Genomic DNA, 23460 nt, shown 5'->3' with positions numbered 1-23460 from the left:
AAAAGAGCAACATTGATAATCTCTATTTCTTAATATACAATTAATCTATAATTAATAGTTTATCCCGCACTAACGGGCAGTAAGACTCCCACCTCAAGGTTCTGAGAAAACAAAGAAGATAGGTGGGAGATAACTGCCCGTAAGAGCCCAATTGGTAAGAGCTTTCCATCAGTGGGGGATGAAGAACCCCCCCACTGATGGAAGTTTCACTTTATTGTATAACTAAGGAGACAAGTACTATGACACTTAATAACGCAAAAAATAGACCGCTGCTTGTTCCGCACTATATGCAACAGTTCTCTTGTATAGGATCAGAGTGTGAAGATTCTTGTTGCATTGGATGGAGAGTGGATGTTGATGAAGATATTTACAAAAAATATCAAAAGTCTCGTGATTTAGAATTAAAGCCACTTTTCAAGAAGAATGTAACAAGACAACGTTCAAACTCCTCTTCTACGTCTTACGCTAAAATTAAAATGGAGAAGGGAGGAAGATGTTCCTTCCTATCTGAAGAGAATCTTTGCAAGGTTCAATTAAATTTAGGAGAAGAGTATTTATCTAATACTTGTACCGTCTATCCTCGCTCTATTAATAGTATTAACGGTGTAATTGAGAAATCAGCGACTATGTCATGTCCTGAAGCCGCACGTTTAGCCCTTTTGAATCCAAATGGAATTGAGTTTGATGAGATTGAAGAACCGGCTAGTACTCGTGGATTCATTGGAAAACATGTAAAAACAGATGCCCTGCAAATCGCTAATAAACCACAAAAACACTTTTGGGAATTACGTATTTTTTCCATTCAGGTTATACAAGACCGATCTTATACTCTAGCGGAGCGTCTTATCATTTTAGGAATGTTCTATCAAAAGGTACAGAAACAAATTGATCAAGGTGATGTTCATGGAATTCCAAATGCCATTGCTCAGTTCACGAATGGGATGTCTAATCAAGGAATGAAAGAGCAGCTTGATAAAATACCTACTCAGTTAGCGTTGCAAATGAAATTGTGTAAAGAATTAGTAGATTATCGTGTTAGCCAATCTATCACAAATCAACGATACCTTGATTGTTTAAAAGAGATGTTAGAAGGTATTCAATATACAGAAGAAGCAACTGTTGAAGAGGTTACAGCGTATTATAAAAAAGCCTATGAAGAATTTTACGAACCATTTATGACAGAACATGAGTACATTTTAGAAAACTACCTAGTCAATTATGTATTTAAAAACTTGTTCCCGCTTGGACACAAAACGCTTTTCAATGATTATGTTATGTTAGTCATTCACTATTCAATGATAAAACTTCATTTAATCGGCATGGCAGGCTTTCATAAAGAATTAACGACAGATTTAGTGATCAAACTCATCCAATCTTTCGCAAAAACAGTTGAACATAACAATGTTTATCTAAAAAGGATATTCGATTTACTGAATGCAAATGAACTTACAACAATGGCTTATATGGCAATTTTAGTGAAGAATTAGACATAAGGTCCGAATAAAGCAGCTAACAAAAGAAGCTGTCTCCAAAAGGTCATTATTCAATGACCTTTTGGGGCAGCCTCTTTTTCTACTACTCCCCGCTCACAATCTTAAAATAAGAACGAACTGTTAAGAAATAATATCCAATATAAATCACACTATATACTCCAATGCTCATTAACAATGGAATCAAAATTTCAAACGGTAATAAGTTAGACAATCCTTTTAGTGCAAATAAGCTATGCAAAATTCCAACGACTAATGGAATGGCAAAGATAAAGCTGATTTGTTTTGCAATTGCTTTCTTCATTTCTTGCTTCGTTACTCCAATTTTACGAAGAACAACGTAACGATCCCGGTCTGCATTTGCTTCTGTTAATTGTTTAAAGTAAATAATAGAACCTGTTGCAAGTAAGAATACAAGACCTAGGAAAATACCGATGAACATCATCATCCCAGTTGCTTCTATTCCGCCTTTAAATCCTGTATAGAAGTCTCTAAATGCTGGTGCAGGTTCAGGCTTTTCGGGCATAATCTTTGCTAATTTTTCCGTTAATGCTTTACTGTCTTTCTCATTTTTTACATCAACATTTTTGACAACTCTAGTTCCGGCTGCCTTTTTCGCTTGTTCGTATACATCATCTGGAACAACAACAACTAATTCTCCTAAGTTCGTAACATTACGACCTTCAACACCTTTAATTGTTAATGCTTTCGTTTCATCTCCAAGAGGAAATACCGCTTTATTTCCTGTATATCCTGTACTAAACTCATGTCCTTCAATATACGTACCATCCAATACGAATGCTTCTCCAGCAGTTAACCTTACCGCATCCATATCCATATTGTTCGCAATTGTATTGAATGCAGATTGTGACACGAGTTGATATTGCTCTGTTACCATATAATGAGGATTCATACTCATATCGGCTTTTTTGCCTTCAAACTTCCCTTTCACCGGCACCATTTCAATCTCAAATTGATCCGTAATCGGGTTATGCTTCTTTTCTTCCTCAAAAATCGCATTCACTTTCTGATCTAAAGCCGCATCCTTTTTCTCATAAGAAAAACTATACGGTGTGTAATCTTTCGCTTGTGTAAATGCGTTGTAATACATCGTGACAGATGTACCAACAGCAGTTAATGTTACTGCACTTAAGATTGCAATTGTTGCAAGAGATTTTGCATTTCCTTTAATTCGATATAACAACTGAGACGTTGTTATCATATTCATTCCATTATAAAAGGAGGATTTATTATTTCTTGTGCGTTTTAAAATGACAACTGTAAAGAACATAAATAACAAATACGTTCCAAGTACAGTTGCAAAGAGAATATAAAATGCAATCATCATGAAGTCTGCATATTTAATTGCTTTCGTAAACGTAAGTGATAAGAAATATCCAGAACCAATTAAGAATACAGCGATACATGCCATAATAATAGATCCTTTTGGCATTTGTTCTCCCTCACGCTCAGCACGGAATAGCTCAATAAGTTTAAATCGATAAATTAAACGATACCCTTGCAGCGATGTGTATAAAATAAGCACAAAGAACACAACTGCTGTATCAATAATCGCCGCCAGCGGTACTTCAAAATGAACTTGTAAATCCAGCCCCATTAAACTTACTAGTAATTCAAGAAATACCTTAGACAATAAGCTGCCAATTACAATACCAATTACTAGGGACATTAACCCCATTAACATATTTTCATAAAATAGCATTTTTCCAATTTGGCATTTCCGAATTCCTAGTAACGAATATAACCCAACCTCTTTTTTTCGTTTACGTGTAAAGAAGCCATTGGAATAAATAATAAACACCGCTACGAAAATAATGAGCATCACACTAGAAACTTGAAATGCACCGCTAATTTTCTTTGATCCTTCTGCGGCTTTTTCCATTTGTGTATTGTACTGAAGCGCTGCAAATGTAAAGTAAATGACGATACTGAAAATCATCGACATAAAATATAAAGCATAATCCTTAAAGTTACGCTTTATATTGCGAAGCGCAATGCTAGATAATGTCATCTACTGCACCTCCGGAGATGATAGACATTACGTCTAGTACTTCTTGGAAAAATTGCTTCCGCGTTAATTCTCCTTTATGCAGTTCTTTATATAACTCACCATCTTTAATGAAAATAACGCGCTGACAATAACTTGCAGCAAATGCATCATGCGTAACCATTAAAATTGTCGCCCGATCATATTCATTTAATGCTTTCAAGCTCTCCAATAAGTCGGTTGCAGACTTAGAATCTAATGCACCTGTTGGCTCATCTCCAAAAATCATACTTGGATTTGTAACAATAGCGCGAGAAGCTGCACAGCGCTGCTTCTGTCCACCAGATACTTGGTATGGATATTGGTCTAAAATATGATCAATACCAAATTTTTTTGCGATTTCAAGAACACGGCGATCAATTTCACCCGCTTTTACTTTTGATAACGCAAGTGGAAGCGCAATATTTTCTTTCACTGTTAATGTATCTAATAAATTATAATCTTGGAAAATAAAACCTAAGTGATCACGGCGAAATAACGCTAATTTATCATCATTCATTTTTACAATATCATTTCCATCAATTAAAATTTCACCGCTTGTTGCGTTATCAATCGTAGAAAGAACATTTAATAACGTTGTTTTCCCCGATCCAGACGGTCCCATAATTCCAACGAACTCGCCTTCTTTCACTTGTAAGTTAATTCCTTTTAACGCTTCATATTTATTTCCGCCGGTGTCATATACTTTTTTAATATTATTTGCTTCTAACATTGTCTTCATATGCTATACTCCTCACTTTATCCCGCATTAATACTGTTGCCTCGATCGAAATTCTCTACACAAACAAGATTGTTATATAAGCCGTAATATCTCTATAAAAACTATATTAGAATTTCTTTTATGAAGTACTTTGTTACTATAACACCGCCAATGCTGACCCACTATCTATTTCTCTTACAGGAACATTACATTTGTGTAAGGTTAGAAAAAAGCCACTCTTCTCAATGGAAGAGTGGCTTTTTTCTTTTTGACCGTTTTCATAAAATATAATAAATAGATTGCTGATATAAGGTCTGTATTATAGGACCATCCTAAAAGAATTATTACAAAATAACGTTTTATCTATATATTAATATGGGCATCTTTTTTCAAAAAAGAACCTTCTTTTTATATTTTCATCTCTTTCTTATAAGCAAGATAAGAATATAACACCGTGATTACTACTCCAATCAAAACGACAGTCAGTACGATATATGATCTCCAATGAGCAGGAGCAAAAATACTTCCGCACATGATAATTCCTAAAACAATAAATACTTTCCCGCCAAAACGATGTGTTTTGCGCCATACTTCTTCATTACTTAATGTCCATGGTGTACGAATGCCAACAAAAAAATTAGGTTTACACTGCGGTAAATAGTTGCCTATTACTAAAAATAAAATGCCAACAATCAACTCTGAAAAACGATTTATTCGTAAATCATAGCCTAATCCAGTCGCAATGATATCCATGTTCCCAATAAACAATACAACGAGGATACTATAAGTGATCATCATAAAACTTTTCGAGAATTTTTTATAATTCTCTTTCTTAGGATCAATCTTTGGAACTACATTGAGTAATATATAAGTTCCAATCATAACCCCAACCATCGACAACATTCCATTTAATTTAGAAGAATAACCATCTACAGTACCGCCACTCCAATGCGTAGCGATTGTATTCGGAAGGTGCGGCCAAGAGATAATCCAAGCAAATATCGCTATGCTGATAAGTATAATGGCAAAAATATGTTTCTTCATTTTGCTTCTTCCCCTTTATTCGTAAATGTAAACACCCATGTTAATAAGTCTTGAAAAACAGTCGTGTTTAATGAATACACCACAAATTGTCCTCTTTTTTCATCTTGAATAAGCTCTGCGTTTTTGAGCGCACTTAGGTGATGCGATATACTCGGCTTTGTCATGTTAAAGTGTTCAGCAATTTCTCCAGCTGTTAAATCGCCTTCTTTTAATAGGTCTAAAATTTTGCGCCTTGTCGGATCTGCCAATGCTTTAAATGCTTGATTCAATGTCTTTCTTCCTTTCATCAATTAGACATTTAGATATTTATCTAAATATTAAATTCACTTCTCCAATTTGTCAATTTCATCCCCTCTGTATAGTATAATAGGTATTTCTGACATAATGAAAACTGAGAAAACACATGTTACACTATACATACACAAAGCTAGAGGAGGAGTTTCCATATGTACAAAATTTTAATCGTTGAGGACGATCCAAATATTTCATCTTTACTTCAATCTCATATTCAAAAATATGGCTATGAAGCCGTTGTAACAGATAACTTTGATGATATTATGATTTCATTTAACAATGTAAAACCACATCTTGTTCTACTAGACGTAAATTTACCGAAGTTTGATGGTTTCTACTGGTGCCGTCAAATTCGTCACGAATCCACTTGCCCAATTGTTTTCATTTCCGCTCGCGCTGGTGAAATGGAACAAATTATGGCAATTGAAAGCGGTGCTGATGATTATATTACAAAGCCATTCCATTATGATGTAGTAATGGCAAAAATTAAAGGACAACTACGCCGCATTTACGGTGACTACGCACCAAGTATGTCAGAACGTATTGTTGAAGTAGAAGGATTAAAATTATATCCCGAGCGACCAGAGCTTCATTTTGGAAATGAGCAAGTATTACTAACAAAGAAAGAAGCCATTCTAGCAGAAATGCTCCTTTCAAAATATCCTCGTACAGCAAACCGAGAAGATTTATTATCTGCACTTTGGGATGATGAAAGCTTTGTCGAAGAAAATACATTAAACGTAAATATTACACGTCTTCGGAAAAAATTCACTGAACTTGGAATTGAAAATGCCATTGAAACAGTACGAGGCTTAGGCTATCGCTTTAACACAACTTGGAGTGAATAAATCATGAAGTTATTTTTACGTGATCACGTTGGTTTTTTCCTCCTTTACATTGTAAACTTTATCATCATCTTCGCTTTGTATGATGCCGTTGATGGATTTCAAAATAATAAATTTTATTTTATTGTGCTAAGTCTGTATCTGTTTATCTGCTTTCTTGCTTATCGCTACGTTCGGAATCGTAGATTATATAGAAGATTAAGTGAACCGCCTGAAAAAATAGAAGATGTGTTCATCGAACGAGCAACTGCTCCTATGCCGCATAGCGTAAATGAACTTGTTCGCACACAATACCGTCTATTTCAGAAGGAATTGCAAACATATGAAGTCAAACAGCAAGAACATCAAATGTTTATTAACCAATGGGTTCATCAAATGAAAACGCCTGTTTCTATTATGCAGCTGATGGCGCTTGAAATGGAAGACGAACATCTTATTCCAAAGTTTAAAAAAGAGCTAGAGAGATTAAATCAAGGACTGGATATGGCATTATATATGGCACGGTTAACAAACTTCCATGAAGATTTCCACGTGGAAACCATTTCATTAAAAGATGCGGTAACGAAAAATATAAACAATTTAAAAGAACTGTTTATTAGAAACGGGGTCTTTCCTGTTTTAGAAGTACATTCTGATTTAATGGTTGCTTCTGATGCAAAATGGTTAAAATTCATTATTTATCAGTTAATGACAAATGCTGTGCGTTATTCAGGAGAAAGAGGAAAAAAAGTATACTTATCTGCGGCTCAAAGCGGGAAAGATATTATTCTTGAAGTTCGCGATGAAGGTGTTGGTATTCCACAAGAGGATATTCGCCGTGTGTTTGAACCGTTTTATACAGGAAAAAATGGACGAACATTTGGAGAGTCTACTGGCATGGGATTATATATTGTTAGCAAAATCTGTTCTTATTTAGGTCATTCTATCAAGTTAGACTCGGAAGTTGGAAAAGGTACAAGTATCAAAATTATTTTCCATAACGCTGTCACCCATAAAACGGAAGAACATGAAAATGAACTTACAGAAATTCTATAGAAAAGTGTATGAGAAATCATTTTCTCATACACTTTTGCAACATATAAGAATGATTTTAAGACTGAGAGGATCCAAACATGACATTTTGGCAATTTGCATTTAAGAACGTAACACGTAACTCCCGTGCTTATTTTGCCTACTTTCTAAGCAGTTCCCTTTCTATTGCAATTTTCTTTTCATTTGCCGTGTATTTATTTCATCCTCATTTGCAAGGTGCTAATGTACCTTCCGGCATCGACACCTTAATGGGAGTATCTGAGGCTGTTATTGTGTTCTTTTCATTTTTCTTTTTACTATATTCCACTGGTACGTTTTTACAAGTTCGAAAAAAACAATTTGGCGTTTTAACTGTTTTAGGTATATCGAAGAAGCAATTAAAACGACTCATTTTCATTGAAAATATGTTAATTGGACTTCTTTCTATTTTTATTGGAATTCAAGTTGGCATTGTATTTTCACAATTTTTCTTATTGGTTACAGCAAAAATTACGCATATGCCAGGATTGTACTTATATTTTCCAAAAGTCGCGATTTTGTTAACAACGGCAATCTTTCTTGGACTTTTTATGTTCGTATCATCTTTCACCCCTATTTTAATTCGAACGAGAAAAGCTGCACGTCTCTTAAAAGAAGAAAAGATACATCAAAAAGAAAAGAAACCATCTATACTTATTTCCTTATTTGGAATTTCATGCTTACTTTCCGGATACATACTAGCAGCATATCCAAACTACTTTATGTCTCTAGATGATACCCTTGGTGTACTATACCTTGTCTCTAGTATTTTTGTCATTCCAACACTTGTAACAATTGGGACATACTTTTTCTTTTCACAAACTAGCTTTCTGCTCATTCATATGTTAAAAAGAAAACGGAAATTTTATATGAAACGAATTAATATGTTGTGGATTTCTGATTTAGCAAGCCGTATTCGCACAAATATTAATATGCTCTTTGTTGTAGCAATGTTGTCCACTGTCGCCTTTACCATGATTACCTTCATATATGGTTTTGGGAAATTTACAAAGACACAAATTGTGAAAGATAATCCATTTCCATTTACTTATCTTTCCTATGATGATAATCCACTCGTTTCGCAACATATAAATTGGTTAGAACAACAGCTAAAAGGTAGGAAATTTGAATACAACACAATAAAAGTCGACTTGTATGGTGTAACGTTACAAAAAAGTTCAGATTTACTCTATCGAGATGACGTGTATGTATTGAAACAAAGTGATTATAATCAATTAGCTACTGCACTACATCATAAAAAGATTTTCTTAAAAGATGATGAAACATATGTACTACCCGGATACTCTTATGAAATTATGTTTGGTAAATGGAACCCGTCGTACGAAAAACAGCCGATTATCCTTTCTCCAAATTCCTTGAAATTACACGTACAAAGTATTGGTGATAAAAATGTGATACCCAATGGAATTGTTTCAAATGTACTCATCTTATCCGACAATACGGTACAATCGCTATCACATTCCATGAAGCATATGACGTTGTACAATTTTCAAGTACAGAATTGGGAAAATACAAATACAATAGCAGCAGCATTTATTAAAAAGCTTTACGCAGATCGTGAGAAAATTCACTCTGAAAAACCTTTATATGAAGCTTTTGAAAGAGGCAATCAACTATATGAAACGAAATTACAAGGTGCTTCCTTTTTCTTTATTGGCACGTTTCTTGGTATTATCTTCTTTATCGGTGCTGGAAGCGTACTTTACTTCCGCATGTATACGGATTTAACGAATGAGCAAGACAAGTATATTGCGATTACAAAAATTGGCTTAACAAAATCAGAAATGATACGTTCAGCTACCATTCAGCTTGCTATCTTATTTTTTGTGCCATATATAATGGCTTCCATCCATACACTGTTTGCTGCAAAAATGTTACAAGAAGTAATCAAGATATCCTTATTTGCTGAAGTTATAGTTGTTCTTACGATTTTTGGAACGATTGAAATTCTCTTTTTCCTATTAATTCGTTCACTCTATATTCAAAAACTATCGCAGCATATTAAACTATAAGAAAAGATAAGCATAGTTAGAAAGGTGATATATATGGATGAAGTACTACACATTAAAAATGTATCGAAAGTATATGAGGGAAAAGTTCCTCATACTGCTCTAAAAAATATTAACTTGCATGTGGATAAAGGCGAATTTGTTGCCATTATGGGTCCGTCGGGGAGCGGCAAATCCACTTTATTAAATGTCATTTCGACAATTGATTCTCCTACATCAGGAGAGGTCTTTATTAATGGAAAACAACCGCATACGTTTCGTAATGAAAAATTAGCTGTGTTTCGCCGGCAAGAGTTAGGATTTGTGTTTCAAAGCTTTAATTTATTAGATACGTTAACAATTGGGGAAAACATCGTTTTGCCCTTAACATTAGATAATGTCCCTCTTTCTGAAATGGATGAAAAGCTAGATACGGTTTCAAATAAACTCGGAATTGATCACATTTTAAATAAACGAATTTTTGAAGTTTCCGGAGGACAAGCACAGCGTACGGCAGTGGCCCGGGCTGTTATTCATCAGCCATCTCTACTGCTTGCTGACGAACCAACAGGAAACTTAGATTCTAAAGCAGCTATCGATGTAATGGAGCTATTTACGAAGTTAAATAAAGAGGAACAAGCTACCATTTTAGTGGTGACACACGATCCGTTTGCAGCTAGTTATTGCAATCGTGTTATTTTTATTAAAGATGGTGAACTTTACAATGAACTGCACCGCGGTCTACGTCGTGAAAAGTTCTATCAAGAAATATTAGATGTATTAGCATTGCTAGGAGGAAGACGTGGATGAAGTTTTGGCAATTTGCTTTAAGAAATGTCGTCCGCAATTCAAGAGCTTATTTTGCTTATTTTCTAAGCAGTTCTTTTTCCATTACAGTCTTCTTTTCATTTGCTGTGTACCGATATCATCCGCGCCTGCAAAATATACAAGACTATAAAGATACCGGACCTCTTATGAATTTAGTTGGCTTTACCCAATTTGTAATTGTAATGTTTTCTTTTTTCTTTTTGTTGTACTCTATCGGAACATTTTTAAAAGTACGCAATAAGCAGTTTGGCATTTTAACGATTTTAGGTATTTCAAACAAACAACTGAAACGACTTATTTTTTTAGAAAATATGATGATTGGATTGCTTTCTATTTTTATAGGCATTCAAATTGGCCTTGTATTTTCTAACTTTTTCTTATTAATCACCTCAAAAATTTCAGGTGCTAATGGCCTTTATTTATATTGGCCATCAAAAGCAATTTGGACAACTGTAACGACATTTCTCATACTTTTTATTATTGTATCAGTCTTTACACCTACTTTAATTCGAACACGGAAAGTAGTTCGTCTTCTAAAAGGAGGAACTCGTACAAAGAAGGAGAAACGGCCTTCCATTGTCATTTCAATTTTTAGTTTACTGTGTATACTTTCAGGTTATATTTTTGCTGCTTACCCACAAAGTTATATAACAGAAAAAAGCTTAACAAATGGAAGTGGTCTACTCATCATTTTAACCATTATTCCTCTTGTTATAGTTGGGACATATTTTTTCTTTTCACAAGCTAGTTTCCTGTTCATTTGGATATTAAAAAAGAGACGACGCTTTTATATGAAGAAAACAAATATGCTTTGGATATCTGATTTGGCATCACGAGTTCGTGTTAATATTAATATGCTTTTCATTGTAACCGTGTTATCTGCAATTGCTTTTACCATTATTACACCATTATACGCCCTTAATAAAAACACAAAGGCTTCTATAATTGAAACATTTCCTTTTCCATTTACTTATGAATCTGACGAAGGAAATCCATTTGAAACGAAGCATATTACAACACTAGAAAATGAATTAATGAACGGCAAATTTACATATCAAAAGCATACATCGGTTGTATATAAAGATACGGCAGCTAACGAAGATATTTGGATTATGAAGCAAAGCGACTATAATATTCTTGCTAAATTTCTAAATCGTTCCCAAATTCAACTAGCTAACAACGAAGCATATATTATTCCAAAATATTCGCCTGTAACATTAGAATTGCTAACAAATCCTTTTCTTAAGCAAGAAAATATTACGTTACAATCTAATAAAAAACAATTTCACATAAAAGAAATAGCAAACAAGCCAATTATACCGCAGCATGCTTGGGTATATCTTATCGTACTGTCAGATGAGGCTGTAGACAACGAAATTCCACACCTCGAACCAATTACGCTTTATAATTTCCAAGTGGATAATTGGGAAAATACTCTTCCGCTCACAAAGCGCATTTTACGTATGACCACTGCCGATGCACATAGTTTACATCCAAATCAGCAAGAAATGAATGATAAGAAAACTCCTTTTGCTATTTATACAGCTAGCGATGAATTATATGCAACGAAGCGATGGAATGTTGCTTATCTCTTCACCGGTACATTTCTTGGCATTATTTTCTTTATCGGAGCAGGAAGCGTTCTGTACTTCCGTATGTATACTGATTTAACGAGAGAAGCAGAAAAATATAAGACGATTACAAAAATCGGATTAACAAAATCTGAAATGATACGCTCGGCAACAATTCAATTAGCAATACTATTTTTCGTTCCTTATATTATTGCTTCTATCCATACAATATTTGCAATTAAATTTATACAGAGTACACTCTCTTTCTCTTTAACAAAAGAAGCCATGTTAGTATTAAGCCTCTTTGGAATAATCGAAATCATTTCCTTTTTCCTAATTCGCTCATTTTACATTCAAAAATTATCACAACATATTAAACTGTGAATACAATAGCCTTGTGCAATGCACAAGGCTATTTTCAATAGTTTTTAACTTATTAGCAACCAAAACCGCCATAACCACCATAGCCACCGTAGCCAAAGCCGCCGCCAAAGCCACCGCCGCCACAGAAGCAGCTAGCACCAATGATGATTAATAAAATAAACAATACGATTAAAAGCGCAAATCCACTACCGTGACGATGATGCCCATGCACATGTCCATCACAACTACTATCACCCATTACTCTATTCCTCCTTTAATAAAAATCCTCTTCATTTATAGGATCCTTTCAATTGGATTCCATTTATCCTATGTTTGGAACGGAAATAAGAAGCTTGTTCTTTTTAAAAACAGGCTTGTTTCCAAACGAGATTGATTTTCTAATCTATCCTGCATAAAGTGAAACTTCCATCAGTGCTTTTTTCATCCCCCACCTATCTTACCCGCCTTTGAGGCGAGGTCTTACTGCCCGTTAATACAGGATAAAATGCAAAAAAGCTAATCATCTACTTATATCCTGTAAATGATTAGCTTTCTACTCTTTTAAAAAGCAATATATTTATTTTGTTTTTAATTGTTTCAACAGCTCTTTAATTTCCGTTAATTCGCTTTCTATATGGTGTAATCGGCTTTGCATATTATCAATCTCTTGCTCTGCTTTATAATTGATTGCAAAGTCAATAACGGATTCATGTTTGTCACGCGCAGCTTGACGGTTTTGACTCATCATAATAACAGGAGCTTGAAATGCTGCTATAAAAGATAAACATAAGTTCAATAAAATGAATGGCGGCGCATCAAAGTGGGCTCCTTTTGTTATAGATAAGCTATTCCAAATAATCCATCCAACAAGAAAACATGCAAACCAGATGATGAATCGCCAACTACCTCCAAACTGTGCAATTTTATCAGCTATTCGGTCTGCCCACTTTGTTCGTTGTGTGTATGCACTATCAAGTTGGTGAAGTATTTCTGACTCGTAGCGATCTACAAGTCGGTCAATACGTGTTAAGCTTTCTTGATTTAAGTCAATATCAAAACCTTGGATTTTCGTAGCTTCTTGTTTTTGTCCTTTAATTTGCTTCCAGATTTTTTGTACCATTGTACAAACCTCCTCTCTTATAGAGGAAGTCATCTTTCCAAAGTTTATATAAAGCGGCAACTCTTTTTACGCAGTAATCCGCTTCGGATATTCAGTTGTATGACTTCCTCTGACGCCGGCGTCCGGCTCTCCTATGCTTGGATTACTCATAAAACAGTTCCACCTCACTTTTTTTTCTTAAAATCCTTTATCATTATATGCTATCGTATTCCTTATGACTATGCGATTGTTGAGAAAATACACTTCATTATCTTACATTTTTATATAAAAATGTATCCCGCTATTTGCGAGCAGTAGGCCCCTACCTCAAAATTAAAAGAAAAGGGAGGAAGATAGGCTTGGCATGTGCCCGGTTGGGCAAAACTTCCATCATTTTAGGATGAAGCTCCCCCAATGATGGAAGTTTCACTTTATACTAGCATTTCATTAACATAACCCAGGTCATAAGTCGTTTATAATAACTTCAATCTTGCTTTGTATGAGTATCCTTAGCATTCAATAAATGAAGCATACATTGATGATAATCTGTTATTAACATACTTAACTTCTCTTTATGCCTATCTTTTAGATGTCTACCTAATTTCCAAGGTACTTTTTCTTTAGATTTTGGGTCTTCCGTAGAATCTGCTTGCTGTAGTTCTTTAAACTGCATATTATCTTTGTTCATTATTAAAATTCTCCCTTATTATAAAATTCAAATGAACAAATTCTAATGTTACTGTATTCAAAACAGCTCAATTCACACCTTTTGTAATATTTTTTGATAGGGTACTTATATAATTTTTTCTTTTACAAAAATTTAAGAAGTGAAATCCCTTCCATATATCATATGCATGTATGTTTTACATAGTTATCAAAAGTAAATGAAAAAGCTCATCCCTTACATACAAAGGAGAGCCTTTTTCTCTTTCAAGATCTTTATGCTTAATGCTTTATCCCGCTATTCGCAGGCAGTAAGATCCCCACTGATGGAAGTTTCACTTTATATACGCTGCGCAAACAATTTTCCTTCTCGTAAAATATGACGCTTCAGTTCGCTATTCGACAATGTATTCAAATGAACAATATCTACTTTCCCTGCTCCGTCCAGCTCTTCCATCAATTGAAACCAAAGCCATTGAAACTCACCTGCTGAAATATGTGTTGTCTCAATAGCTATATCATAATCAGAGGAAGATGTTGCTTCTTTTCTTGCATGAGATCCGAAGATGTACGCCACTTTTACAAATGGTGTTTCCAATAAACGATTTTGTATATGACGCAGCACCTTTTCATGCTTTTGCATATGCTCACCTCTCACATACAATGCATTGTTTCGTTATCTCTTCTAGTCTTGCCCTCTTTATGTCATAGCCAAACCCAGCTTGCTGCGGAATAACAATTTTTCCATTTTGCAGCGTTACTTCTGGCGAGATAATATCCTGCTCCCAATGCCTGTTCGAGGCTGAAATATCGCCTGGAATTGTGAAGTTTGGAAGAGATGCGAGCGCAATATTTTGTGCACGTGAAATTCCCATTTCTACCATACCTCCGCACCAAACAGGAACACTGTGCTGCTGACAATAATCATGAATGCGAATCGATTCTGTTAATCCGCCCACTCGTCCAGGTTTTATGTTAATGATACGGCAGCTTCCAAGTGTAATCGCCACTCTTGCATCTTCTAAGCAATGAATACTTTCATCTAAACAAATCGGTGTTTCCATTTGCTTTTGCAAACGGGCATGATCAAGAAAATCGTTATCTGCTAGCGGCTGTTCGATCATCATTAAATCAAACTCATCCAATCGCTGTAATTGCTTCATATCATCTAACGTATACGCAGAATTCGCATCTACCATTAATGGAATAGTAGGAAACACTCTTCGTATTTCATGAAGCATCGCATAATCATTATCTGGTTTAATTTTCACTTTAAAACGTTTATACCCTTCCTCAGCGTATGCTTCAATACGTTTTAGCATATTAGGAATTGTATCAAGGCCAATGACAACACCAACCTCGATCTCTCGTTTTACACCGCCAAGCAGCGCAGCAAGTGATTGATTCTCACGCTTTGCATACAAATCCCATAATGCACCCTCTATTCCTGCTTTCGCCATATTATTACGTTTTATATGCTGAAAAAGAGATGTGACATCAGCAGGGTGTGATAGCTTCTGTTCAAGTAGCACTGGCAACAAAAAGTCTTGCAGCATATGAAATGCTGTTACAACTGTTTCTTCTGTATACCATGGCTCGGAAAAAGCAACCACTTCTCCCCATCCGTTTCGTCCTTCTTCATCTATTAGTTCAATTACAATACTTTCACGTTTTTCATACGTTCCGTAACTTGCTGAAAATGGAATAACAAGCGGCATTTCTGTTACATAAAGTATTGCCTTTGTAATATGCATTTACATTTCCTCCAACAGTTGACGCAATTCGCGGCGCAGTAATTTCTTTGAAGCATTGCGCGGCAGTTCAGAAAGAAAATGAATGCCTTTTGGCACTTTATACCGTGCAAGTTTATCTTCACAAAAAGCGAGCAGTTCTTCTGCTGTTATCTCTTCTGATTTTACAACGAACGCCACAGGAACTTGTCCCCATCTCTCATCATTTGCTCCAACTATTCCTACTTCCAAAACAGCGGAATGTGCAAGCAATACTTCCTCAATTTGTGCTGGATATATGTTCTCTCCGCCAGAAATGATTAAATCGCTGCGGCGATCTAGCACATAAAGAAAGCCATCTTCATCGAAATAACCAATATCACCAGTATGCAGCCATCCATCTTGAATACTCTCTCTCGTTGCCTCTTCACGCTTAAAGTAACCGCCTGTTACATTCGGTCCCTTCACAACAATTTCGCCGGCAGTTCCTACCGCGGCTTCCCTTCCATCTTGTTCAATGCGAAGCTGACATGGAAATAATGGTTTTCCAGCCGAGCCAACTTTCGTTAACATATAATCAGCAGCCAATGTACAAACTTGCGAAGATGTTTCTGTCATACCGTAGGTTTGATACACTGGGATTTCTTTTGCAACGCACGTTTCTAACAAAGGCCTTGGAGCTGGCCCCCCGCCAAGTAATACGCACCGAAGAGACTGTGGATATGTCCCCTCTTGGAGCCTTTCTAATAAATCTGTAAGCATTTTAGATACGACTGAAATCATCGTTACTCCTCTTGTTTGCAGCGCTTCATGAATAAAATCCGGATTATACTTTGGAACAAGTAACACCCTCATACCGTACATAATATTCTTCATTAAAAGCGATAACCCGCCTACATGGAAAAGCGGCAAACACGCTAACCAACAATCATCATCACGAAGACCTAAATTGAGTGAAGAACCAACTGCACTCCACCAATGATTTCCGTACGTAAGCATCACGCCTTTTGGCTTTCCTGTTGTACCTGACGTATAAATAATTGTCATTGTATCTTCCAAAGCAAATTCATTCTGCACAGTTGCTGTTTGTTTTGGCAACGCTGCAACTTCTGTAAATAAGTATACGGGTACTCGCTCTCCCTCGAAATCTTCATCCGTAAGCAAACAAGAAACTTCTGCATCCTCCATTTGCCAAAGTAGCTCTTCTCTTGAAAGACGTGTATTCAGTAAAACGGCTACTGCCCCCATATAAGAAAGGGCATGAATCGTTATTACCATCTCCATACTATTTTTCATCAGAACAGCCACTTTTGTACCTTTTTGCACTTGTAAATAAGCAAGATGTTCGCAAAGTGAAAGAACTTTCTCATGAAGCTGCAAAAACGTATATGTACTCTCTTTCATCTCAATTGCAGTGCGCTCTGGTGTTAAAAACGCACGTTGCATAAGCCAATTGGGCATTCTCTCCATATCATATTCTCCTTTCACAGAATAGAAGACTAACATAGCTTCTTTTACTTCTGACCTATTTCTTTACTTGTAACTCGTGTTACTTTATTTCCATCTTATCTATCTCTAGCACCTATAGCAAATCTTTGCATATCAATGAACATAAAAAAGATGGCTGCAGTATAATACTAGAGCCATCTTCTCTATAATTAAAACTCTCAAAAATGTACGATTGAATAAATACGTTCAATATTTTATTTCCATTAGTAATAATGCCACATTACTATCAAACTAAATTGAACTACTCTCACCTAAAATCCTCGCTTCTCTCTGAATCTTGAGTTAAAAGTCTTACTGACCATTAATGCGGGATGCATGTATAAAATTGTCGAAAAAACAAAAAAATTCAGTTTTTTTGTTGTTTTTTTATAATTTTACTGTTATTATAAAAATAATCATATAGATGTTGGGAATGTTGCTCCTAAAATAGACTGAATTTTCAGACCTCTATACCGACATTGTGTGATTGTATACTCCCTCCCCGTTTTGTTTTATGCCCGACAAAAAGAACCTTTTTAAGGTTCTTTTTGTAATTAGATTAAAAAAGCAAATTCTAAAATGATTTCTATTGATGAAATAAAGTGAAACTTCCACCAATCGGGCTTATACGGGCAGTTATCCCTCACCTATCTCTTTATCAATTCTATTTGCGTACATGTTTTCATTTTACTAATCTATTTCGCAATCCTTATATGTTATCGGTATCCATACCTCTTCTTTTGCGTTTACATCGTCTGGACGATAATGATCATCCATAATTTCAAAATGCTCCCTGACGTCTAAACTATATTTGGAATTCGGTAACCATTCTTGAAAAATATATTGGAATGTGCTCATATCAGATGCCGTTCCTTGATGGATAAAAACAGCATATAAGCCGCCTGTTAAAGTATGCGTGGACAATTCCGAAGAAGTCTCCGTTTCAAAATCTTCAACTTCAACAGCAGCCCACTTTTCATAAGCATAGTTTATATCATTCATATTTAAAGGAGTATTTAGCACCTTTACAGAAAGGAAACAAGTATTACTTCTATGAGGAATACGATTTCTTAATGGCATAAATGTTTTCCATATTTCTCTTGTGACTTCGGGATCTGTTGCAAAAGTTGTTTCTCTCTTAATCCCAACAATTTTTTTTGCTGGAATGTTTACTATTTTAGGTTCCATTCTTTTAGTTCCTCTCCTCATTAATATTCAACATGAATCACTTCAGTTTAAATTCGAAATTCTATATATGATATTCATAAAGTAGTTTTATATATTTCTAATTAAAACGGTTACTGGTACTCAACCACCTGTACTTCCCATATAAATAATTGAAATACACTATGTATAGAGGTGAGATTATGAATTCTTCTTCGTTTTACTCTATTGTGATCATAGTTGCTGCGTTGGTCTTATGGCGTAGAACTAGGGCAATGTATCGTCCGATTAAAGGAAACGGCACCCGTCTTCTCTTACCCATATTATTTCTACTATTACCTAGTGTTTTCATAATCCTGAATCCAAATGTACATGCCGCTGCCTGGGAATGGATTTGTGCAGCTATCTTTGGGTTCCTTTTGTCAATTCCACTTATTTGGGCCACTAACTATGAACTCCGATCCGATCAGCATATTTATGCTGTAAGAAACAAGAGCTTTATCATTGCCTTTCTCATCGTATTTATTATCCGATTTTTACTTCGTGATTATTTAAAATGGCTAGGTCCAGAGACAGAGGCATCACTATTTATAACTGTAGCGCTGGGATATATCTTACCTTGGAGGATTATTTCTTTCATCAAATTTCGTCAACTATACAAAAGTCGAATCCGAACTAACGACAACATTGACTTCCGATAACATTGATTATGTGAATGGAAAGTTCCTTCAGCTCTTCTGAAGGAACTTTTAAAGGTTTTGTGATACATTGATTTTATGTTAACAAAAGGTGCTTTCATATACAGAAAACACCTTTTTAGTCTACAACTATTTATTAGTAGTCTGATACTTTTTCCTATAGTCTAAAACATTTTTTAACAGAACACCAGAGCCATCTTCTCTACTTTGCATTTACTGGAACGGAATTAAGAGAATATCTTGAATAGCCCCTATCGCTTCATCCCTCACTGATGGTTAGTTGAACCAATCGGGCGCATGCCAGCAGTTATCCCTTACCCATCCCCCGGCTTAGCTGGGTACGCAACAAAAAGAAGCTAATCGACTATATAGTAGAAGATTAGCTTCTTTTCTTTAAATGGACTTTTTTAGTGCCATTAGATTTATAGGATTCCTTTGTTATTTTGGCCTTATTAACATGGTAACTATAGTTTCATAGATAAACTAAGAATAGAGCAAGAGGAGCATTTTTTAATATTCAATATTGAATTAACCCTTTTTACTTTTTCTAATAAACACAAAATATAGCAATAACATTGATATTAGGCCTATTCCACCACCTAATACACCTTCATATTCTTTCAGGTATATACAAAGAAATATAGCAACAATAAAACCTGGTATTCCCAAGATAACGATCCATTTCCCTAGAAACTCTGCTACTTTATATAGGATTACAAAGATAAACATAATCCCGACAATGATAGGTGCTATTATACTTTCAAAAAAACCTTTTTCTGTTTTTACAGTTTTGGAATCTTTATTCAAGGCATTACATTCCTCTCTCTACAGGTTAACTCATGAATAATGTTTTCACTCTATCTTCAAAAATTGTATTAGATAATTGAGATAAACTAAATGTATCGTGATTGTCTAGTTAGGATAATGTCCATTGTATATGTACTGATTCAATAGTAAAGAAACCCTTATTAGAAATGACTTCTCCATTTTCCACATTTAAAGATAAAAAAACGAGCGAATCTCTAAATCTAGTTTCGACATGTTAGTGGTTTGTATTCCGACTAAATTTCGTTATCTACTTTTAGATTTATATTTTTTATTTTTCTTTCGGTATCTTTGAATTTTTCTTTGATGTTCCTCCCACGATATGTTAAAGGAAGGAAATTTAAATCTACAATACACTAATAGCTGAAACTCCGCTGCACCGATGGCTATCGTATACATTAAAAAAGTCCCTATTATATATCCAAAGAAAGTATCAAACGCGTAATCATTATGAAAATAAATCAAAATAAGAAGAATTAGTGCGTATATTGCAGCCCACTTCATCGTAGTTCCTTTTGTATTACTAAAAAATGAAGCGAATCTTTCATCCATGCTAAACGCACCTTCACTTGCTTGTTTAAACGTATCAATCGTTGTCACAATATGAACAATCACTGCTCCCAAAAATAAGAAACCTACATATACTAATGTAATTCGGTCAATTGAATAATCAGACATTCCGGGAAGAATCAGAGCCGTGAATAATATCGTACCTAATTGAAATGCATATAATAATACGACAAGCGTTTGTAACTTTTGAAATTTAAAACGAGCTCTTGGAAATGAATATAGAATTAAAAAAATTATTTGCAAGCTATATAGCACAAGTTCAATCTTAACGATTGTTTTCTCAAAGAAAGTAGTATAATAATCCCAACCAAACGTTACTAAAGTACCAATGAGAAAAAACATCATTACCGAAACAAACACTATTGTTCCTATCATAAATCCTAAAGCACCTTCAGGACTTAAACGACTTCTACATGTCATTCTAAATTCATCTAAATCTTCCTCTTGTATTTTCCACATCTAATTGTCCCACCTTTGACTACATTCTCTTAAATCATGTAGATTAAAAATAAAAACCTCCTCATTTTAACGAAAAGGGAAGGTTTTCTTACTGTTATACGTTCTTATCATATTCAAGACTATCTCTCTTGGAGTAACTCATTATGTTTTGACATTTGATTACATAACTTTTTAAATTCTAGCATCCACTCTGATATTTTTTCTATCTCTTGATCAGTGGATTTTTTCTTATATAAAAAACAATTACTTTAATATCAGAAAACGATAAGCCCCTTTCTCCATATAGACAGAGGAAGGCTTATGGTTATTATTCCTTCGTTTCAGCTAACTGGTCTTCCTGTTCTGTTTTCTTTTTTTCAATTACCTTTTCAACAAACTCATTACGCCATATTTTAAATTTAGCTGCAAATTGACCTTCAATTTTGTTGCGGTATCCTTCAAATTGGACTTGTACAATATCTGAATGGTTAAAGAGTTTATATGTTTCTCCCGTCAAACCTACTGGATGTAACACTCCTCCATAATCGTAGAATGTTGTATCGTCCAATAATACACCTCTTGTTGTAATAACATAATCTGCATCTTTATCAGAACTTAATCTTACTACACTTCCTAATGGTAACACCGTCTCCATATAATCTTTCATATTAATTAACCGTCCCTTTTAATGCGTTAATTTTCTCTTCTATCCTTTGCCGTTTTCTTTCTAACTGACGAATCCGATCCATGAATGCATCTCGTGTTTTCCCATTCATATGTGTATCAATACTGCTCTCTAAACTTCGAATATCTGCTGTTAAAGAAGCTGCCGCCTTTTCAAGTTGTTTAACTACATTCAATATTTGATCCCGTCCACCGTTATCTGAAAATGTACTATGAACTCTACTCATAATTAAATGTAAATTCATTATGATTCTCCTTACTTCTATAATCTACCAATATACAAAAATTCCAGTTACATATTACTAATACGTTACCATACTTAATTCTTCATCTTTTGCCATCATGGAAACAACCGCAGATGAAACATCTTCATTTAATTGCTTGAGATCTTTTGAGAGTTCTTTCACATCTTTAGAAATTTCGCCTAACAAGGAACGATCGATTCCTTTTCTACTATCAGCCATAAAGAGATTCAATAATGACTGACGATGGTTTCTTATATGTTCTCCAACGATTGCAGTGACATTTGTATCAATGACAAAATCACCGTGAAACATTTCTAAAATATCGTCTACAAGAGAGGATGCTACTTCTTTGGCAATCGTCATGATTTCACCTGGTGATAAATACACCATGATACATCCTACTAAAAAATCTACTGCTGCATTGAATACTGCTTCTAATACCTCTAGTACCTTTTCTTTACATGTAGCTAAAGATTTTTCAATCCAGTCTATTGCTGCATCAATTGTACTTTTAATTTCTATACTAGCTGCCATACTAAATTTAATAGCTTCTATTGTAATTTGGGATTTTATTCCTTCATACTTTTTATTTAATCTTGAAATACCTTCTTCTACTTTGGCTTTTATCTTCTTATATTCTATTCCAGTTTGTACAAAATCCGAATACACCAATAAAGTCCCTATTGGTAAAGCACCTATTATAAGATTTACTACTTCGCCTCCCACGCTTTCCTCTACCAAAGAAACCTTTCTTTTAAATACATCATGTATAGTTCCTGTATAAAGAGCTCCTGTCGATTTGGAAAGCTCTAGGAATCCAGGAATCACATCCCATCCCGTATCATTATCACTTGCTAGTTTATCAATCCATATTAAATGACCATTTTTATCATAGTCTTCCGCTTTAAAAGCGTAAGAATGACCTGCTTGGTTCGGAATTTTATACATTCTTCCAGGAAGAGTAAAATCAGCCGCTTTTATTCCAATATGTAAGGGATCATTTTCATTAATAATATTCCGAACGTTTTTCATATTAAATCCGTCACCATATTTTTCTACATCTCGGTTCAACACAGGTGCTGGATTCAGAGCTAAAACATCAATATCATCTTTTTGATGTCTCAATGCCACTGTATTTGCTATACCACCACCTAACGAATGGCCTGTTATGCTAATTTTTTTACCCTTATTTTCGTTCTTAACTTTCTCATAAAATGCATCACCTTGATCGTACTGCTTTACCGTAAAATCATGTTCCCAAATGTTACCGAATGCTATTTTATTTGCATTCATTATATTGTGACCACCAATTTCGGCATCTATTACTGCATCCGTTCCATCTTCTGTTCCTACATATGATATTACAATTTCTCCTGTTTTCTTATCTTCAAAAGCATATGCTGCAAATCCTGTCTCTTTATCTACTTCATGATATCCAAGCTTTGCATTAAAATTTGCTTCTAATTTCTCTTCATTTTTTTCGTTTGATTGGTTATAAGGATATTCCCCCTTGTTAAAAGCATAGATATCCTTACCCGCTAGCTCCAACTTTCCCCAATCAGAAGCTACCTGTAACTTTTTATTATTTTCCATA

The 23460-nt window shown here is 34.8% G+C and carries 23 protein-coding genes; 7 read left to right on the top strand and 16 right to left on the bottom strand.

Going from position 1 to position 23460, the window contains the following annotated elements:
* Nucleotides 1-239: 239 nt before the first annotated feature.
* Entirely contained in the window at nt 240-1487 is a 1248-nt protein-coding gene (gene fliB / locus ACFQZ1_RS16665; protein WP_377883327.1) for a flagellin lysine-N-methylase, read from the top strand.
* Nucleotides 1488-1575: 88 nt separating this feature from the next.
* Here fliB and ACFQZ1_RS16660 read toward each other — a convergent pair whose 3' ends face one another.
* The 4 genes from ACFQZ1_RS16660 to ACFQZ1_RS16645 form a co-directional block, all read right to left on the bottom strand.
* Nucleotides 1576-3522, bottom strand: coding sequence for an ABC transporter permease (locus ACFQZ1_RS16660; protein WP_377883326.1), 1947 nt, complete (start codon nt 3520-3522; stop codon nt 1576-1578).
* Nucleotides 3509-4279: an ABC transporter ATP-binding protein gene (locus tag ACFQZ1_RS16655; RefSeq protein WP_377883325.1), complete on the bottom strand. Its 771-nt coding sequence runs from the start codon at nt 4277-4279 to the stop codon at nt 3509-3511. Before ACFQZ1_RS16655 ends, ACFQZ1_RS16660 begins: the two co-directional genes overlap by 14 nt.
* A 387-nt stretch (nt 4280-4666) precedes the next feature.
* On the bottom strand, nt 4667-5302 hold the full coding sequence (locus ACFQZ1_RS16650; protein WP_377883324.1) for an SdpI family protein: 636 nt from the start codon (nt 5300-5302) through the stop codon (nt 4667-4669).
* Nucleotides 5299-5571 carry an autorepressor SdpR family transcription factor gene (locus ACFQZ1_RS16645; protein WP_377883323.1) on the bottom strand — a complete coding sequence of 91 codons (273 nt, stop codon included), beginning with the start codon at nt 5569-5571 and terminating at the stop codon, nt 5299-5301. The genes ACFQZ1_RS16650 and ACFQZ1_RS16645 overlap by 4 nt, the downstream gene beginning before the upstream one ends.
* Nucleotides 5572-5748: 177 nt before the next feature.
* Here ACFQZ1_RS16645 and ACFQZ1_RS16640 point away from each other — a divergent pair, with 177 nt between their 5' ends.
* The 5 genes from ACFQZ1_RS16640 (at nt 5749) to ACFQZ1_RS16620 (ending at nt 12283) form a co-directional block, all read left to right on the top strand.
* Entirely contained in the window at nt 5749-6444 is a 696-nt protein-coding gene (locus tag ACFQZ1_RS16640; RefSeq protein WP_377883322.1) for a response regulator transcription factor, read from the top strand.
* A 3-nt stretch (nt 6445-6447) separates the two neighbouring features.
* The gene (locus tag ACFQZ1_RS16635; protein WP_377883321.1) at nt 6448-7476 is read left to right on the top strand and encodes a sensor histidine kinase; all 1029 of its coding nucleotides are present in this window, start codon (nt 6448-6450) and stop codon (nt 7474-7476) included.
* A gap of 77 nt (nt 7477-7553) precedes the next feature.
* Complete coding sequence (locus ACFQZ1_RS16630) at nt 7554-9524, top strand: FtsX-like permease family protein (RefSeq protein WP_377883320.1); 1971 nt, start codon at nt 7554-7556, stop codon at nt 9522-9524.
* 33 nt (nt 9525-9557) lie between these two features.
* Nucleotides 9558-10310, top strand: a complete 753-nt coding sequence (locus ACFQZ1_RS16625; RefSeq protein ID WP_377883319.1) for an ABC transporter ATP-binding protein — start codon at nt 9558-9560, stop codon at nt 10308-10310.
* Nucleotides 10307-12283 (top strand): FtsX-like permease family protein, encoded by a 1977-nt coding sequence (locus tag ACFQZ1_RS16620; protein ID WP_377883318.1) that lies wholly within the window; start codon nt 10307-10309, stop codon nt 12281-12283. The genes ACFQZ1_RS16625 and ACFQZ1_RS16620 overlap by 4 nt, the downstream gene beginning before the upstream one ends.
* Nucleotides 12284-12335: 52 nt before the next feature.
* On the opposite strand, the gene ACFQZ1_RS16615 is transcribed toward ACFQZ1_RS16620, so the two are convergent.
* From ACFQZ1_RS16615 to ACFQZ1_RS16585, 7 genes are all read right to left on the bottom strand, one after another.
* A complete protein-coding gene (locus ACFQZ1_RS16615) occupies nt 12336-12521 on the bottom strand; it encodes a YjcZ family sporulation protein (protein WP_377883317.1) in 186 nt (61 codons plus the stop codon).
* Nucleotides 12522-12839: 318 nt separating this feature from the next.
* Nucleotides 12840-13382 (bottom strand): DUF1003 domain-containing protein, encoded by a 543-nt coding sequence (locus ACFQZ1_RS16610; RefSeq protein WP_377883316.1) that lies wholly within the window; start codon nt 13380-13382, stop codon nt 12840-12842.
* A gap of 463 nt (nt 13383-13845) precedes the next feature.
* A complete protein-coding gene (locus ACFQZ1_RS16605; protein WP_377883315.1) occupies nt 13846-14049 on the bottom strand; it encodes a hypothetical protein in 204 nt (67 codons plus the stop codon).
* A 315-nt stretch (nt 14050-14364) separates the two neighbouring features.
* Entirely contained in the window at nt 14365-14667 is a 303-nt protein-coding gene (locus ACFQZ1_RS16600; RefSeq protein WP_377883314.1) for a nucleotidyltransferase family protein, read from the bottom strand.
* Between the two features lie 4 nt (nt 14668-14671).
* A complete protein-coding gene (menC, locus tag ACFQZ1_RS16595) occupies nt 14672-15778 on the bottom strand; it encodes an o-succinylbenzoate synthase (RefSeq protein ID WP_377883313.1) in 1107 nt (368 codons plus the stop codon).
* Nucleotides 15779-17224, bottom strand: coding sequence for an o-succinylbenzoate--CoA ligase (locus tag ACFQZ1_RS16590; RefSeq protein WP_377883312.1), 1446 nt, complete (start codon nt 17222-17224; stop codon nt 15779-15781). It lies immediately after the preceding gene.
* 708 nt (nt 17225-17932) lie between these two features.
* A complete protein-coding gene (locus ACFQZ1_RS16585; RefSeq protein WP_377883311.1) occupies nt 17933-18430 on the bottom strand; it encodes a GyrI-like domain-containing protein in 498 nt (165 codons plus the stop codon).
* A gap of 179 nt (nt 18431-18609) precedes the next feature.
* Here ACFQZ1_RS16585 and ACFQZ1_RS16580 point away from each other — a divergent pair, with 179 nt between their 5' ends.
* Nucleotides 18610-19107 (top strand): CcdC protein domain-containing protein, encoded by a 498-nt coding sequence (locus ACFQZ1_RS16580; RefSeq protein WP_377883310.1) that lies wholly within the window; start codon nt 18610-18612, stop codon nt 19105-19107.
* 525 nt (nt 19108-19632) lie between these two features.
* Here ACFQZ1_RS16580 and ACFQZ1_RS16575 read toward each other — a convergent pair.
* From ACFQZ1_RS16575 to ACFQZ1_RS16555, 5 genes are all read right to left on the bottom strand, one after another.
* Nucleotides 19633-19911: a hypothetical protein gene (locus ACFQZ1_RS16575; protein ID WP_377883309.1), complete on the bottom strand. Its 279-nt coding sequence runs from the start codon at nt 19909-19911 to the stop codon at nt 19633-19635.
* A 264-nt stretch (nt 19912-20175) separates the two neighbouring features.
* Nucleotides 20176-20958 carry a hypothetical protein gene (locus ACFQZ1_RS16570; protein WP_377883308.1) on the bottom strand — a complete coding sequence of 261 codons (783 nt, stop codon included), beginning with the start codon at nt 20956-20958 and terminating at the stop codon, nt 20176-20178.
* A gap of 307 nt (nt 20959-21265) precedes the next feature.
* Entirely contained in the window at nt 21266-21604 is a 339-nt protein-coding gene (locus ACFQZ1_RS16565; RefSeq protein WP_377883307.1) for a DUF4176 domain-containing protein, read from the bottom strand.
* Between the two features lies 1 nt (nt 21605).
* Nucleotides 21606-21866: a hypothetical protein gene (locus ACFQZ1_RS16560; RefSeq protein ID WP_377883306.1), complete on the bottom strand. Its 261-nt coding sequence runs from the start codon at nt 21864-21866 to the stop codon at nt 21606-21608.
* Nucleotides 21867-21923: 57 nt separating this feature from the next.
* Complete coding sequence (locus ACFQZ1_RS16555; RefSeq protein ID WP_377883305.1) at nt 21924-23459, bottom strand: lipase family protein; 1536 nt, start codon at nt 23457-23459, stop codon at nt 21924-21926.
* Between the last annotated feature and the right edge of the window lies 1 nt (nt 23460).

This window comes from Bacillus sp. CGMCC 1.60114 (assembly GCF_042676365.1).
In the GTDB taxonomy this organism is placed as follows: domain Bacteria; phylum Bacillota; class Bacilli; order Bacillales; family Bacillaceae_G; genus Bacillus_A; species Bacillus_A rhizoplanae_A.
This window is presented reverse-complemented; position numbering and strand designations above follow the sequence as displayed.